The sequence below is a fragment of the Funiculus sociatus GB2-C1 genome (assembly GCF_039962115.1).
In the GTDB taxonomy this organism is placed as follows: domain Bacteria; phylum Cyanobacteriota; class Cyanobacteriia; order Cyanobacteriales; family FACHB-T130; genus Funiculus; species Funiculus sociatus.
On sequence record NZ_JAMPKJ010000014.1, the window covers coordinates 40,956 to 56,632 of the forward strand.

Sequence of the window (15,677 nt, forward strand, 5' to 3'; positions counted from 1 at the left end):
ACAAAAGACTGACAACCTGGTTTCTGGGGATTTCCCCAACTCCAATATACACCAGGCTTTAGCTTTGCTTATAAGCAGCATTTCCTTACCTTTTTTACCTATTCAACTACTTTTTTGGCATATTAGGTAATCAAGAGCCAGAATTATTTTTCGTTCTCCAGCTTTTGCATTATCGGCTAAGACTAATAAATAATTTTTTTCTAGTTTAAATGTATAATTTGTTACAGACGAATAGCCAAGAGGATGTGGCGATCTAAGGTATAAGGTAGGCGATCGCTGCCGCGACTCACTCGCCTATTCGCAGTAATCCATGCCGGACACCATAAAACAGCCGATTTAGTAATGTTTGTTCTTGTTCGTCCAGCCAATCCTTAGCTAGTAGGACATACTTCAGCTGATACTGGTTAATACGAGTAATCCGCCGCGAGACAAATATCTGAGCAACGATATCTTCAATAGTGACTTCGATAGGAAAAAACTCAATCGGCATAATCATAGAAGAAATTTGATATTACCAATTTCAACTTTTTCCGTAGAATCCTAAGCGATCGCAATCTATAAAATCAGGTGACAAAGCTCTAACAACTCTGTGATCCCTGTCATTGCGCGAGTGAAAACCTAAGCGATGCCTCAAATTTTGACAAACCACCGTTGGCGATACATCGCGTAGCAAATCGCCCACCAGAACAACAATGTTAGTACGGCAAACACCAGGGAAGCATTCATCGGACTTGCCCAAGGCAAAAATAAATGTTCGTAGATCCAGGTGTAAGTGCTGGGTGCGTTTTCGGCAGTTCCGATTTTAGTTTTGACGAGAATTTTAATCAGCAGAACGGAAGCGACGAAGACGAAGATAGCATTCAACCCCATCACTTCAAACGGTTTCCCCCAGCGGCGATTTCGGACTTCAATTAATTCATAACAGGCTGCTAGTAATAGCAACGCCCAACCAGAACTGAAGAGGACGTAGGAACTCGTCCACAACCTCTTGTTGATGGGAAATACCAAACCCCACGCCCAACCTACACCCAAGCAACCGATACCAAACAGTACCAAACCGATACTGGTGCGCCTCTGGACAGGTTGGAGACGTAACCAGTCACCTGTAAAGTAGCCAATGAGGACGGTGACAATTGCTGGGAGAGTGCTGAATAAACCTTCGGGATCTCCCATCGTTTTAAAAGCGTCGCCTGGATGCAGATGCTTTGTACCAATTATCAAGCGATCGATATAAGAGGCGAAGTTTCCTTCCGGCGATGATAAGTTTCCAGCCCCATAACCGGGAACGGGAATAAAAGACATCGCTACCCAGTACCCAATGAGTAATAGTAGCGCGATCGCCCACTGTCCTTTTCGCGGTACGTTGATAACTATCAAAGCGGCAAATAGGTAGGCTAAGCTAATGCGCTGCAACACTCCCATGATCCGGATGGTGTCCCAGTTGTAAGTCCAGAAACCATTCAGCAACAAACCGAGGACAAACAGAATTGCCACCCGGCGGAAAATTCGCCTGTACACGGCGGCGGTGGGACGGTTCCCTTCGTTGTACTTGGAAAGGGAAAAGATCATTGCCACACCAACTATAAATAAGAAGAAGGGAAAAACTAAGTCTGTCGGCGTGCAACCGTGCCATTTGGCGTGTTCCAAAAACGGATAAACTTGGTCGGCGACTCCCGCTTTATTGACGAGGATCATGCCTGCGATCGCTATCCCGCGAAATACATCGAGTGAAGTTAAGCGCATAGTTAATTTACAGAAGTGTTCCAGTTGCTAAACGAAAGGTTGAGTAATTTTCATCCCTCTGTAGGAATAAGACAATCACTGTGATGATTAAGTTAGCATCGCGGGGTAGAAAATCAAAACGATTAATATTAAAGTAAACAGAGTGCAATGGTAGTTCTTGCTCTTCAACCACAGAGTAAGCAGAAATTTTTTGCCTTTTTAGAGGATTAATATGAATCCAGAAGATTTTATGAAAATAGCGCTGGAAGAAGCAAAGATTGGAGATGCTCCTTACGGTGCAGTTATCGTTAAAGATAATCAAATAGTCATTCAAGCCCACAATACTGTAAAGACGGATAGCGATCCAACTGCCCACGCAGAAGTTAACGCGATTCGCGGTTTAACAACCAAAATTAAGAATCCTTCTTTAGAAGGTTATACGTTATATACAACTTGCGAACCATGCCCAATGTGTACGGCAACTTGTATTTGGGCAGGAATATCGGAAATAGTAATTGGGGCTTCGATTCAAGATTTGATTGATGCTGGTGTTTCTCAAATAAATCTCAGCAGTGAAGAAATTATTGCGAAGGGCTTTAAGAAAATAAAAGTTACGAAAGGTCTTTTGAAGGAGGAATCTCTGCAATTATTTAAGCGTTAATTCGGCTCATCAAGCTGCGGTAAAAATAAATTGGCGAAAATTGCGGATCGAGTGCGACCGCGCAATTTTAAGCTGCTTAAAATATTGGTTACGTGGTTTTTCACTTTCCCTTCAGAAATATAAAAAGTTTGGGCAATTTTTCAATAATGGCACCAGCGCCAATTAAACGCAAAACTTCCCTTTCTCTGGGTGTTCTTTCATCCCAAAGAAAGGGGAGCCATTAGTCGGTTGTTAGTTGTTAGAAGCTGTTTGTAAATAAATTTTAAGATGCCTGAACTACTCTCTGTGGCTAGATCCTCCCTAATCCTCGTTAAAAAGCAGGGAACCGCGTCAAAAGCCTGAAGTCCGGGATCTACACCTTTGCTTACAAACAGATTGTTAGAGATGCGATGGACTTTACTTGTGCTTGTCTAGCACAAAATTCAGTAGAAAAATCGGCAACCTTTACGGCTTTTATATTACTAAGTCAATTCGTAGTTACCCGGAATAAAGATGTATTAATTAATAAATTCATATGTAATTAATATAGCTTTACTATAACTTTAATGAAAGCTTTGATTTTTGCTTTTATTATCAGTTGAGATACAAAGGAAAAAACAATGAAAAAACTCTTGACATTAGCAGCTTTAACGCTCTTTATTCCGTTATTTCATGCGAAAGCCGAAGCAGCCACTATGATTAAGGTTTCGCAAGAATCAAGGGCAGGAGCCGGTGACTTTAACAGCAACATTTTAGGATATATCAAAGCCTTCAGTACCGCCAAGACAGCAGTTGAGTATTATAAGTACAGTTCGCACTACTACGGTGGATTGTCTAATGATGCCTCACCAGAGTTAACTGCTAAGCAATCTCACCTTTTCTTTGTAGATGCTGCCGATGGGCTATCACTATTCACTGTTCATGATAAGCCGGGTAATGTAATTGGTGGCGCAGCAAAAATGCGTTTCGATTTGTTGGGGGATACCGCCTCATTAAAGATGGTGGACGATCCGGGGGAAGCGATTGCATCTGCTGACGGCACTGTCTTCATCGCAGATCACGCCTGGTCGCCCTGCTGCACTGATGGTTTAGCTATAGGTTCCCTGGATGGCAACTGGGAAATGAAGGTGCAATTCAATGGCTGGTACAGAGGGTTGAACGGATGGAAAGCTTATTCATCGTCGTCCAAATCGTCAACTATTTCGCTGGCGATGCAAAATTATCGGAGAGTTCAATTAAACGTAGTACCCGCTTCTATCCCTGAGCCTTCTAGCATTGCCTCTATAGTTTTTGCTGGTTTTCTGGCACTAGCTGTACTTGGTCGCCAACCCAAGGACATTTTGTAAAAGATTATCCGTGACGAAAGTCATGGTTGGGTTTAGGACTTTCCTCGGATGCAATCGAGAATATTTTTTGTTTACTATAGAGAGAACGAACCGGAAAAAGGATAGACCACGGTGAAACTTAAACTGATTTCGATGTTAGCTGGAGCGGTTGTATTTTTCGTTCCCTTCACTTCAAGTGCAGCTTTTGCCCAAACCAATTCGCCAAGCGCCCCGGCATCTAGCGGATTGATGGGTATCGAATTAACTCCGCAACAAAAAACTAAAATCGAACAGATTCGCAGTAATACTCGATCCCAAATTGAAAATATTCTGACGGCAGAGCAAAAAAATAAATTTAAAGCTGCTGTGGGACAAGGTCAGGATATGCGTAGGGCTTTCGCGGCGATGAATTTATCTGACCAGCAGAAAACTCAACTGCAAGGTATTTTTCAGTCGGCAGCATCGCAGTTTTCCGCAACGCTTACTCAAGAACAGCGGCAGACAATCATGGAGAATATGCGATCGCGTCAGCAGCCGCAACAAAACCCGAAATAAGTTTCATCAGCATCAAATAAAACATTATGAACTTGTCTGTTGTTAAAGTCGATTTTTTCCCTCAGATTTAATATGCTGGGGCGGAATGTTCCGCAAATTGTGGAAATTGAGAAATTGCGATCGCTTCCAGAAACCTCTTTTGGTTGCACCTTAGCTGATTTTCTCGACTCCCATCACCTGTGCAACCATTACTGGGGAAGCTGACTTTCGGCAATGTGCAAGCCTTGTCTGGCGTTGAATTAGGTGCAAATGCGGGGCAGCCATTGTGTCTGCCTCAGCAGCCATCAAGGATTTTATATTAGGGTGTTCATCACATTTTTAATGCCATTATTAAATTTATTTTTTCCCCCATTAGCGGGGTGTCGAACTTTCTGAAAAGCCAATCCTATTTTTGCGAGAGTTTTTTCAGCTTCGTTTCCGACAGCAACAAGACTATTTATATCAAATAATATAATTAATTCTTTTAAGAAATACTCCCCAATGTTTATTTCTTCTGTAGTGGGCGTTCGATTAGATTGCTGATTTCCAACTTTAAAAGGATGAAAAGGGAAGGCATTCCAAAGTAAAGGGATTTGCTGATACTTTACCAAGGTTTCCCAAACAATGGTTGCACTCTGCTCTTTATAAACTCGATCAAATTCATTAGTTTTCCGGTAGCCCCTGGATTCGCCAAATAATCTAATTTCATCAAATCCATTTAATAGAATAAATTCGCTGGTAAAAGGAACACCTGTTAAACGACATCCTCTATGCCCTGGAGCTTCTCCAACTAACAAAAATTGCGGGTTTCTTTCTGCTAGATGTTTCAAGTATAAAAATAAATTATCTCTTCTGACTTCATTTACCAAAAAGTCATACGAATACTGATTAAATACATTATTGCCAGATTTAAAGTTAGATAGCTCTTTGATAAATTTGTGAAATTTATCTTTCATTTTATTGGGCGTTATCAAAGAATTAGCATCAGATTTGAAGAGAAAAAAGAGAGAATAAATCGGAAGCAACCTATAGTAACTTTGGTAGTCAACCCCTCCCCCCGCATTCTAAGTGTAGTCGAATCAGCTAAGATAGCAAGGCAAACGTGAACCGTAACAGGATAGGGAAACTCCGGTGTAATTCCGGGGCTGTGCCGCAGCTGTGAGCGATTTTTGTCCTTGGCTATGACGAATCGTTAGCCAGAATGCCTACCTGTTGCGAGGCGCATTCTATATTCCTGCGTTGCACGGGAAAAAAGTTGTAAATCCATGCCTACTATCAATTCAACCACTCTGATTACTCAGTCCTTGGAATTATCGCCACTACCGCTACACCGCCCCTTATTGATGATTGGTCATGGGACAAAAGATAATGACGGACGGCAGAGTTTGCTGGATTTTGCGGCAGCATATCAAGCTTTAGACACCTCTAGACCTGTTCTTCCTTGTTTTCTAGAACTCACTGGCCCGACAATTCAGGAGGGGGTAGATCGGTGTGTGGAGGAGGGTTACACGGAAATTTCGGTGTTGCCGATTTTGCTATTTGCCGCGCGACACAATAAGTTTGATGTGACCAATGAGTTAGACCGGGCAAGGGCTAGACATCCCCAGTTAAAGTTTTACTATGGGCGACATTTTGGGATTACGCCTGGGATTTTGGATTTGTGGCGATCGCGTCTTGCTGAACTAGACCAACCTCAATGGAACCGTTCAGACACCGTACTGCTGTTTGTCGGTCGCGGTTCCAGCGATCCCGATGCTAATGGCGACGTTTATAAACTTGCCCGGATTGTGTGGGAAGGTAGCGGTTATCAGACTGTGGAAACTTGCTTTATCGGCATTACCCACCCACGTCTAGAAGAAGGTTTCCGTCGCGCCAGACTCTACCAGCCTAAACGAATTATTGTCCTGCCTTATTTTCTGTTTACAGGAGTCCTGGTTAAAAAGATATTTGAAATTACTGCCCAGCAGCAAGAACAATATCCCGACATTTCCATGACTTGTCTGCCAGAAATGGGCATTCACCCGCAGTTGTTGTCTGTATTGCGAGAACGGGAAATCGAAACCCAGCTGGGACAAGTGCAGATGAATTGTGAAATGTGCAAATTCCGACTAGCAGCAGTTGGGAACGGTAACGGACACACTCACGATCATCACCACCATGACCACAGTCACGACCATTCCCACGCCGCCGCCGATCCCTATGCGAATTTAGAGCGTTACCATGAGAAGATTTGGCAAGCGCCTTGAACAAATGGGTAATAGGTAGTAGGTAATAGGTAATAGGGCTAGATTTTCCTACCAATTACCCATTACCGTTTACCTAAAACTTATGTCTAAAGAATTTTCAATTGGTGAGCGAGTCCGGGTGGTAGCATTGCCACCATACGTCAAAACAGCGGAACCGATGCCAATGCTGCGTCCTCCTGATGTGATTCAGCTTGGGGAAGAAGGCATCGTTATGGATCGTCGTCCGGGAGGATATTGGGGTGTCCGGTTTTCGACGGGAGCTTTTTTGATGGATAGCCAGTATATTGAGGCTGTGTCCGTGACAACTGAATCAATCCAGTCAGGGGAAGAGGTGACGGATAGGACAGCGCACACCACATCACCTGAACAAAAGTATTTTGTTGACCCCAGCTGAGTAGAAGGATGCGATCGCACTCCTTGTATGCTGCTATAGGTAGCTACTCGCACTCTATTTTTTGTAGCGTTCTGTGCGATGACGGTTCGTTTTTTGGTAGAGTGCGATCGCTCATTCCCCGAAAGTCAATAATCCCCAGCAGTAATCAAATCTATTTCAAAATATAGCTGACCCCTGCTGCCAAATGTACCGTGAATCATATTCTGCCTGTGGCTCCCGTCTCACTCAAACAAAACATAAAATGGATCGCATTTGGATGTTTTTGACGTGCTTTTTGACTAGCGGCTTCTTTATCAGCATCAATGAAATAATCGCCACTGTCTGGTTCAACCGCAATATACCAGCCATAGTGTTCCTCGATTAAATTGGGGCGCACTCGCTCAAAAATTATCCGACAACGCTTATGAAAAGCTTCATTTTCAGCTTTGCGTCTGTGTTTTTTTGGAGTTGCTTCAGTCATAGTATTAAACATCTGTTCCAATTACTTTTATTTTAACCAAAAAAGTTGAAAAACTATGGTTATGAATTGAAGAGTTTTAGGAAGAAAGGAAAGCGATAGCACTCTTTTCTTCCTTTAGTTCGTGTCTTTGTGGCTAATTTATTTTAACTACTTGCCCTAACACTGAGAATTAAACTATCGAGTTCCAACTGCATATGAAAACAGACTTTTTCATAGCAATCATTTACATAATCCCGACAAAGAGCTGCGTCACGACCATAACGCTCAAATACAATTGGCGCACATACGCGAGTATGAATTTGTATTGGTAGGGGAAAATTTGGTAAAGGGCCAATTCCCAAAACCCAAGGCAACCCCAAATAAATCGGAAAAACACCCGTATCCAAATCTAATTTCCAGGGAAAACCCCATTCATGTAGTTGGCGTACCTGGTCATAAAAATCTGCCAAAACAATCAGAGTATCGTGAGCGCCATAAGAAATAATTGGTACAATTGGCACCTCTTCCCGTAGCGCCAATTTAATAAATCCCTTACGCCCTGCAAAATGAATGCGATCGCGCATATAGTAGGGACGAAACAAATCTTCAGCACCTCCGGGATAGACCAGAACAGAAGCATCTCGCTGAAGGGCAGCGATCGCCATCTTCGGATGAGCAATAACTGCCCCTACCCCTGAGCCAGGGATGGCGAAAATAGGAGACTTCCAAGCCGCCGGGTGCATTAGCCCGTAAATCAGGCGCTCGTAACCAAACCTCCGAAACCAGTCATACATGAACATAGACGTATCGGGTGAAGCCAAGCCGCCATTATGGGAACCGACAATCAGCATTTTTCCCGACTGGAGCATGTGATGCCAGCCATCAGTTTGAACCCGAAAATAGTAGCGGTAAAACCATTCCCAAATCGGCATCCAAGATTTAATTGCATCGGGACTTCGCTCTTCTAAAGACCAACCATCAAATCGATCGTGAGATGCTTTACCCGTATTCAGCAAACTGTTTGTAAAAGTTTCAAAATAATCAAACAATGGTTCTCAACCGCCTTAAACATAGGGAGTGGGGATTGGGGACTGGGGGCTGGAGGCTAGGTAGTGAGGGCTGGGGACTAGGGACTGGGTAAGATTCTCCCCAATCCCCAATCCCCAATCCCCAATTCCCAATTCCCAATTCCTTCATTTTCGCGGAAGGTCGGGCCAAAGGAGAGCGATCGCTAGCCGTACTGATTCCCCCACCATCGAAAAACGAGCTGCCTTTGCCGCCATTTCCTCCCAGCGTAGCAACTGCTGCTGGAACATCGGGTCAAGACGCGCCCGCTTCACAATTGCCTGACTAATAACTGACTTTTGGATTTCCTCTGTCGAGATCCCCTGAGTTTTAAGGAAATTCAAAAGCCGCTGTACGCTGTCCACAAACTGGTCTGGCGTTTGGGAGAGGATAATCATTTGGATTTGCTTGACCACTTCTTGATACATCCGCAGCCGCTGATCTGGTGAGGGTGGCGGTGGCGTTGGTTGTGGTGGCTGTACTGTTTCTATCACATTTTCTGAGCGAGGCTTGATTTGCAGCAGATCCAATATGGCTTGGCGAGAAGAAGCGACCCGCCCAAGCATTTCCGGGTACAACTCGCCAACCCGTTGAGCAAGAGTTTTGGCATTCACAAAATGGCTGGATACCAGCCGCAGCAGATACCGAGCCTCTAATTGTTCGTAAGACTTAATACTCAGTTCTAAGTCAGGACAATCGAGTTGTACCTGAGCCAGCGTAAAGACCAGCGCTTCCCAGTTAGGAGATTCTTGCAAAAAAACTTCTATTGTGGTGGAGCCATTAGTATCATTTTTGCCATGTTCGGGATCTTGCTTGCCTAGTTCCCCCGGCTGGAAATCGCGACCCACAGGAAAGCGATCGCTTGGTTTTTTAGTAGTGTAATTGAACCGGGTAAAAACATAACGACAATCAACCTTGGAAAAATCTACATCCTCAATGTGCCAATTACTGATGCAACAGCCAGTCATGTGTGCCTGATCGAGATTGGTGCGAATTAGATGACTCTCCAAAAGACAGGCATCGACCAAATTAGCCTCACTTAAAGTGGCATCACTCAAATAAGCACCGCTCAAATCTGCCCGTTGCAGATCCGCAGAGCGTAAATTTGCCTCGCTCAAATCGGCACGTAACAGATACACATCTTGCAAGATAGCTCGTAATAAATAAGCTTTTCTTAAAGTTGCCTTGAGTAAATAAGCCCCAGTCAGATTCACCCGACTCAAATCAGCACCGTTAAGAATTGCTTCGCTCAAATCTGCCCCCGCCAGAATTGACCGATGCAAGTTTGCGTCACTCAAATTTGCCCCTCGCAGGTAAGCGGCGGTAAGGTCAGCTTCCGTTAAATTGGTGCCAACCAACTTCGCCTCTCGTAAATTTGCTTCTTCCAGATGAGCTTCCCGGAGATTTGCGCCACTGAGGTTAGCGCTAATTAAACTAGCGCGACGCAGATTTGCCTCCATCAACTCCGCCCCAATTAAATTAGTGCTGTTGAGTTTGGCGGATTCTAGATTAATCTGATCCAGCTTAGCTCCCTCAAGGTTAGCACCGCTCAAGTCTGCCTCTTGGAGAACTGCCCAGTTGAGGTCTGCTTCTTGCAGGGTTGCTAAACGCAAGTCTACTTTGCCCAATTTTGCACGGCTCAAAGTTGCAGAATTGAGATTGGCAGCCTTGAGGATAGCGCTACGCATATCAGCTTGGCGCAGACTTGCCCCGATGAGTTTGGCGTTAGTTAAAGTTGCCCAGCTGAGGTTAGCACCAGTCAAGTCAGCCCCAGTCAAGTCTATATCCCGCAGATTGACCCCACTGAGGCTAGCTCCACTGAGGTCAACATGGGAAAAATCGCGCTCTCCTTGTTTATATCGGTCGAGAAAATTATGTAATTGCATGGGGCGGTTGCCAGAAAGCGATTAGCCGCTAGGAATAAGCTAACAACTCCACTTAAAGCGCCTGTGGTTAATTATTCCTCAGTCTACCCAGATACAGCTAAACACAGAATGAAGGCTGTTACCCGCTCATGGCAATTTTTTCGTTCCTGGGCTGCGGCCAGGGAATGTTAAAAGTGGGGCGAAGAGCCTCACCGATAGTGCAAGCGTTCTTTGTCATTGCAGCCTGGAAGGATATGGCGAGAAAAAATTTCTCCTTATCCCTAGTCCCTAGCCCCTAGTCCCTAGCCCCCAGTCCGATTGCAGCCTGGAAGGATATGGCGAGAAAAAATTTCTCCTTGTCCCCAGCCCCCAGTCCCCAGTCCCTACTCCCTAGCCCCCAGTCCCTTTTACGGCAACCATCGGGGCTGTAAGCCTGGTAAAGGTAGCTGTTCGGGTTGCATCTGGGTGCGGGGTTCTCCTGGTTTTGAGGAGGTTAGGGGAAGCAGCCAGAGGTTACTGGTAGCGATCGCTTGCCCTTCATCTGTTCTCAAACCATCCGCTGTGGGGGGTATTCCGGGGGAGGTGACAACTTGATCGAATAGCAGCGCTAACCCATCTGGTGACAAACTCATGTGAATGTCGCGCTGGGTGGGCAATAGCAACAGCGGCTTCACGGCATTTGCATCCAGAGGACTTGTGGAATTTTTGATGTCAATTGCGGCAATGTAAGGCTGTTCTTGGTAATCTGTTCCAGTGAGTAGCTGTGTTAGCAGACAGTAGAGTATCTCCTTTTGGGGAGCAAATTCGCAACCCAGAATTGAGCCGTTTGTCCGCAGGAGTTCTTTCTGTACGCCAGAGTTAGTGACCAGAAAAAGCGATCGCGTGTAATCTGTGTTGAATTTAACGAAAGTGCCTGCCGATCCATCTCTGGCGAACCCTAGCACTAAACCAAATTTCGGCAGAAAATCCAACGGCTTTGCGGCTGGGGTGAGTGGCAGAATGGCGATACCTTCCCCTTGAGCGATCGCTACTGTCTCACTATCCGGCGCTATCAAAAATTCTCCTCCCGGTTGGTTTTTCAAAGGTTGTGGCGGAGCATCTTTTCGCACTACCCACAGTCCAAATTCTGCGGGATTTTTGCTGTTCACTCGCTGCACAACAATTGTTTCCCCATCCGCAGACAAGTCAAATTTGAGATTTTGGTAATCTTTGTTATCTAAAACCACGTTCAGTCTGCCGGCTGGCGGTGATTGTTCGTTGGATTTTCCGGAATCAGAACTTATTCCCGTGGTTACGTTGTAAATTTGTTGTTCCGACAAGCCTGGTTTATTATTCCTCGAATCGGTGGCAGAAAACAATATTTTTTCGCCATCTGGGTATGGCTTAAAGTCCATTACTACCAGGTCTTTAGGTGTCAGAACTATTTTTTTATTTTGAGTAAAGTTGTAGAGGATTAATTGCCCTTGTTCTTCCTTATCAATTCCCAGATAAACCATAGCGCGATCGCGGGTGCGAAACTCTCCCGTAAACGGTTGCATTTCCCTTCCTACACGACTCGTTCCTATACGCTCGGTTGCCCCCTCTAAGCTTACTTTATAAGCTGTGTCATAAGGCGCTGGGGAAGTTAAGGTATAAGACATTTTCCGCCCTGCCCAGCTGAATTTACCCGGCAAAGATGGCTCAATACGCAGATTTGCTTCCACACTGCCACGATCCATTGGGCGGCTAAAGGTGAGGATAAAGGAAGGATCATCAGCACCTACTTGTTTTCTCTGCCAGCTGAAATCTCGCACACGAGGCCCGGTGACTAAAAGGCAATTGGTGCCACTGCCGCAGGCATTGCCACCCCACAACATTAGCCCTATTACCAGACTCAGCACTAGCATTAGCGCTAAGGCAAGGCGATCAATTGGTTGAAGAAATTGTTTGGAAGTCATTGGTCAGTTGTCAGTTGTCATCTTAAGAGTTGTCCAGTTATCAAGTTGAAACGTTATCAGGTTCTAGCCGCTTAGTAACCTGATAACGTTCAAACGCCAATAGACAACAAACAATCCAAATAGTTAATAATCATAGGGATTCTTTGGCGGGTCTATTTTTTTAAGTGAATTGGCTTTGATGGTGAGTTGGCGTTTACCTTGGAAGGTTTCGGTAATCATCTCACCTTCAACTTCTAACCAAGTGTCGGGGATATAGGCATTGCGATTTTCAATTAATTTTACGGGCAACCCTACTGGATAAGCATCTGCTGCACAGCAGGTAATTATAAATCGGGATATTAACAGGTATTCTGGCGGTAGTTCTGGTGGATGAACCACGAATCCTTGAACTTTAGCTTTCTGACCTGTGTAGGCGTCGGGTTCGGGGTTGAAGTTCAGCGTCCGCACCCAGTCAATTAGCGATCGTTGTTCAGGTCGTACTGAGGAAGTAAATGCTTTGGGATGCGATCTGGTAAAGCTAATTGATTCAGTAACACCCCGTTCTAGTGCTGTTGTAGAGGTAAACACGCGGGGGGCAATTACTAAACCCAATATGGCTGTCACTAGCAGCAAAATGCTACTCCATCCAGGGGGAAACAAGGTGATATGCTGAAGAACCGCTACAGTCCGATTTCGCTCCCTACCATTAAACAGTTCTTGGAGCAGTTGTACAGCTTTCAATACCGCCAAGATTAACAAAGATATACCAGTGACAATCACCAGCCAGAAATAATCTTCGTGAATCAGTAAGTATAATTCCCCTGTGATCCGGTATTTTAGCAGCAATATTCCCCACGCCAAGAGTGCCAAGACATCCAAGCTAGGGATGATAAATTTTTGGGAAATAAGCTTTGGTTGATTGGTCATTGGTCAAGGGGGGACTAGGGATTGGGGATTGGGGACTGGGGATTGAGGATTGGGAGTAGAGGATTGGGGAATTGGGAAAAAGTCTTACCTAGTTCCTAGTTCCTAGTCCCTAGTCCCTAGTCCCCAGCCCCCAGTTCCCTGACATCAGAAAAAGTAGGTATAAAACAAGGTAAAGATGAAAGTCAGCTGGGCTGCGAGTCCAAAGAGATAGAATACTGCTCTGGGTTTGAGAATTGATAACATCAATCCGATGCCTTTGAGGTCAATCATCGGGCCAAATACCAGAAAAGCTAGTAAAGATCCGCTGGTAAAAGCTGAGGCAAAGGAGAGGGCAAAAAAGGAATCTACGGTTGAACAAATCGACACCAGTGCAGCCAATACCATCATGGCGACGATGGAGGTAATTGGCCCTTGACCAAGACTTAGGATAAGTTCGCGGGGTGCGAGTACCTGAATAGCCGCTGCGATCGCACTTCCCAAAATTAACACGCCTCCCAGTTCCCGCAGCTCCTGCACTGTATTATCTAGCAACATCCGCAGCTTGTAGGGTAGCGGTTTTGTGCTTATATTACCCGCCATTGTGTTGCCAAGAGCAACGGCATCCATTTGCACCGGCCCAGACTGTCCCAGCCAAAACGTTCCCGATTGTAGCAAGGTGGGAGTGTTATCTTCCTGTCTTGATTTTGATTGGGGACGGGGTATGGCGCAAGCGATCGCTGGTTGCAGGATTGGTTTCAAATTACTCTGAATGCTGAATACGGAAGCAATGATGGTTGCGATCGCTAACGAAAATACTACCCGCAACACGACAATTTCCGGCTGATCTCGGAATGCCACCCACGTAGACCAGATCACAATCGGATTGATTGTTGGCGCTGCCAGCAAAAACCCAATCGCTACTGGTGATGGCACCCCTTGCATCAGCAACCGCCGCGCTACTGGCACATTACCGCACTCGCACACTGGAAACAAGAAGCCTACACAGCTGCCCACAAAAGCCCCTAAAATTGGGTTCTTCGGCATGGCACCAATCAGCTTCCGCTCATCGATAAACAACAGCAGTATACCGGAGAGCAAAACCCCCACTAGCAAGAAAGGCATTGCCTCTACTAGCAAACTTAAAAACAAGGTGAAAGCGTTGTGCAGTTGATTCATGCGGTTGGTCGTGAGTAGCCTTTTCTAGCTTTTTGCGGCTGCCAAGCCATTTTAGCGGTAATTACTGTTGATTTGATGAATGTGGTATTCGACGAGGTATTGTTGCAATTGTTTCAATTGTTGCTTTCAACATCCCAAACGTATAAGTATTTTCCTCAAACAAAGAGAAATGCTGGTTCTCTAGATTACAAATTTATAGGTAATTTTGAGTAATTTCAGCATTTTTGCTGATGATGTATTTCTGATTACACTGTAAATTTACTCAAGACAGTAAGATATTTATAAAACATTTATGAATCAGGCTCAAGCTTTAAGACTGGATATCAGTTATGTAGCGCAACCTGACATGAATGCCCTTGGAGCACCGCCCTTGTCACTCCAGGTAAGCGATCGCTATTTATCTTTACAATCCACGCTTCAGGAACTATCACTGCACGATGGTCAGGTTGAAACCGATAAAATCGGCAGGGAGGTGGCTGGGGCTTTCAAAGCTAATCCTCTCCTTCCAGGGATCATCTTAAACCAGCAAGGTCGTTTGGCTGGGATGATTTCCCGGCGGCGATTTTTAGAATTCATGAGTCGTCCCTACGGGTTAGAATTGTTTTCTCAGCGACCGATTGAGTGTTTATACCGAGCTGCTCAAACGGAGATGTTAACTTTTCCAGGGGAAACACCGATCGTGACGGCGGCCCGTCGGTCTTTAGATCGACGCCCTGAGTTACTTGATGAACCGATTGTGGTAGAGGTAGCACCGCAAGTTTACCGTTTATTGGATGTACATCAATTACTGCTAGCTCAGGCGCAAATTCATGAATTGGCAACCCAGCTGGTGACTCAACTCTACAACCAGCTGGCAATTACAAACCAACAGTTACTACACCTGGCAAGTTCTGATAGCTTAACTGGGGTTGCCAACCGTCGCCGTTTTGATGAGTATTTCCTTTGTTGCTGGCAACAGATGCAGGAAAATAGTTCTGGGCTATGCCTGATTCTGTGCGATGTTGACTTTTTCAAAAAGTATAACGATAGCTACGGTCATCAAGCAGGTGATGACTGTTTACGGCAGGTAGCTGCTGCCATAGAGCAAACGGTGAAGCATCCGGAAGATTTGGTAGCACGTTATGGTGGGGAAGAATTTGCTGTAATTATGCCCCACACGCCGCTTGCTAGTGCGGTTCATGTTGCAGAATCTATTCAAGAGGCAGTCAAAGCTTTGAAAATTCCCCATGCTTGTTCAGAGGTTAGCGAGTACGTGACCGTCAGTTTAGGTGTTGCGATCGGTTTTCCTAGTCCAGCTTTCTCACCATCAATGCTGGTTACGGCAGCTGACGAGATGCTGTACAAAGCAAAGCAGGCTGGACGCGATCGCGTTAGCGTATGCAGCTTTTAGTATTTCCAGGCGTTATTTAAGCCATCGGCAATTTATTAAATGAAAAAAATATTTTATTT

Annotated in this window: 16 protein-coding genes and 1 riboswitch; of the genes, 7 read left to right on the forward strand and 9 right to left on the reverse strand. The window is 45.1% G+C overall.

Annotated elements, in window-relative coordinates:
- Positions 1-286: 286 nt before the first annotated feature.
- On the reverse strand, positions 287-490 hold the full coding sequence (locus NDI42_RS09370) for a hypothetical protein (RefSeq protein WP_190424120.1): 204 nt from the start codon (positions 488-490) through the stop codon (positions 287-289).
- Between the two features lie 140 nt (positions 491-630).
- On the reverse strand, positions 631-1,743 hold the full coding sequence (locus tag NDI42_RS09375; protein WP_190454612.1) for an acyltransferase family protein: 1,113 nt from the start codon (positions 1,741-1,743) through the stop codon (positions 631-633).
- Positions 1,744-1,954: 211 nt separating this feature from the next.
- On the opposite strand from NDI42_RS09375, the gene NDI42_RS09380 reads away from it, so the two are divergent.
- From NDI42_RS09380 to NDI42_RS09395, 4 genes are all read left to right on the forward strand, one after another.
- The gene (locus tag NDI42_RS09380) at positions 1,955-2,383 is read left to right on the forward strand and encodes a nucleoside deaminase (protein ID WP_190454615.1); all 429 of its coding nucleotides are present in this window, start codon (positions 1,955-1,957) and stop codon (positions 2,381-2,383) included.
- A 599-nt stretch (positions 2,384-2,982) separates the two neighbouring features.
- Positions 2,983-3,708 carry a hypothetical protein gene (locus NDI42_RS09385; protein ID WP_190454618.1) on the forward strand — a complete coding sequence of 242 codons (726 nt, stop codon included), beginning with the start codon at positions 2,983-2,985 and terminating at the stop codon, positions 3,706-3,708.
- Between the two features lie 111 nt (positions 3,709-3,819).
- Complete coding sequence (locus NDI42_RS09390; protein WP_190424055.1) at positions 3,820-4,242, forward strand: Spy/CpxP family protein refolding chaperone; 423 nt, start codon at positions 3,820-3,822, stop codon at positions 4,240-4,242.
- Positions 4,243-4,314: 72 nt separating this feature from the next.
- On the forward strand, positions 4,315-4,446 hold the full coding sequence (locus NDI42_RS09395; protein WP_348231397.1) for a hypothetical protein: 132 nt from the start codon (positions 4,315-4,317) through the stop codon (positions 4,444-4,446).
- 89 nt (positions 4,447-4,535) lie between these two features.
- Here the strand turns inward: NDI42_RS09395 and NDI42_RS09400 are convergent, their stop codons facing one another.
- Positions 4,536-5,177, reverse strand: coding sequence for a uracil-DNA glycosylase (locus NDI42_RS09400; RefSeq protein WP_190454623.1), 642 nt, complete (start codon positions 5,175-5,177; stop codon positions 4,536-4,538).
- A gap of 141 nt (positions 5,178-5,318) precedes the next feature.
- Positions 5,319-5,448, forward strand: a riboswitch (cobalamin riboswitch).
- Between the two features lie 38 nt (positions 5,449-5,486).
- Here NDI42_RS09400 and NDI42_RS09405 point away from each other — a divergent pair.
- Both NDI42_RS09405 and sipA read left to right on the forward strand, forming a co-directional pair.
- The gene (locus NDI42_RS09405; RefSeq protein WP_190454626.1) at positions 5,487-6,467 is read left to right on the forward strand and encodes a sirohydrochlorin chelatase; all 981 of its coding nucleotides are present in this window, start codon (positions 5,487-5,489) and stop codon (positions 6,465-6,467) included.
- An 82-nt stretch (positions 6,468-6,549) separates the two neighbouring features.
- A complete protein-coding gene (gene sipA / locus NDI42_RS09410; protein ID WP_190454630.1) occupies positions 6,550-6,861 on the forward strand; it encodes a regulatory protein SipA in 312 nt (103 codons plus the stop codon).
- A 196-nt stretch (positions 6,862-7,057) separates the two neighbouring features.
- Here sipA and NDI42_RS09415 read toward each other — a convergent pair whose 3' ends face one another.
- The 6 genes from NDI42_RS09415 to NDI42_RS09440 all read right to left on the reverse strand — a co-directional run bounded on the left by NDI42_RS09415 (position 7,058) and on the right by NDI42_RS09440 (position 14,228).
- Complete coding sequence (locus tag NDI42_RS09415) at positions 7,058-7,321, reverse strand: hypothetical protein (RefSeq protein WP_190454633.1); 264 nt, start codon at positions 7,319-7,321, stop codon at positions 7,058-7,060.
- A 143-nt stretch (positions 7,322-7,464) separates the two neighbouring features.
- Positions 7,465-8,349: a lysophospholipid acyltransferase family protein gene (locus NDI42_RS09420; RefSeq protein ID WP_399316652.1), complete on the reverse strand. Its 885-nt coding sequence runs from the start codon at positions 8,347-8,349 to the stop codon at positions 7,465-7,467.
- Between the two features lie 144 nt (positions 8,350-8,493).
- Positions 8,494-10,251, reverse strand: coding sequence for a pentapeptide repeat-containing protein (locus tag NDI42_RS09425; protein ID WP_190454638.1), 1,758 nt, complete (start codon positions 10,249-10,251; stop codon positions 8,494-8,496).
- 386 nt (positions 10,252-10,637) lie between these two features.
- Entirely contained in the window at positions 10,638-12,167 is a 1,530-nt protein-coding gene (locus NDI42_RS09430) for an Ig-like domain-containing domain (protein WP_190454640.1), read from the reverse strand.
- A 123-nt stretch (positions 12,168-12,290) separates the two neighbouring features.
- The gene (locus NDI42_RS09435; protein ID WP_190424041.1) at positions 12,291-13,073 is read right to left on the reverse strand and encodes a TIGR03943 family putative permease subunit; all 783 of its coding nucleotides are present in this window, start codon (positions 13,071-13,073) and stop codon (positions 12,291-12,293) included.
- Positions 13,074-13,217: 144 nt separating this feature from the next.
- Positions 13,218-14,228, reverse strand: coding sequence for a permease (locus NDI42_RS09440; protein ID WP_190454643.1), 1,011 nt, complete (start codon positions 14,226-14,228; stop codon positions 13,218-13,220).
- A gap of 292 nt (positions 14,229-14,520) precedes the next feature.
- Between NDI42_RS09440 and NDI42_RS09445 the strand changes: the two genes are divergently transcribed.
- The gene (locus NDI42_RS09445) at positions 14,521-15,618 is read left to right on the forward strand and encodes a GGDEF domain-containing protein (RefSeq protein WP_199311125.1); all 1,098 of its coding nucleotides are present in this window, start codon (positions 14,521-14,523) and stop codon (positions 15,616-15,618) included.
- Positions 15,619-15,677 lie beyond the last annotated feature (59 nt).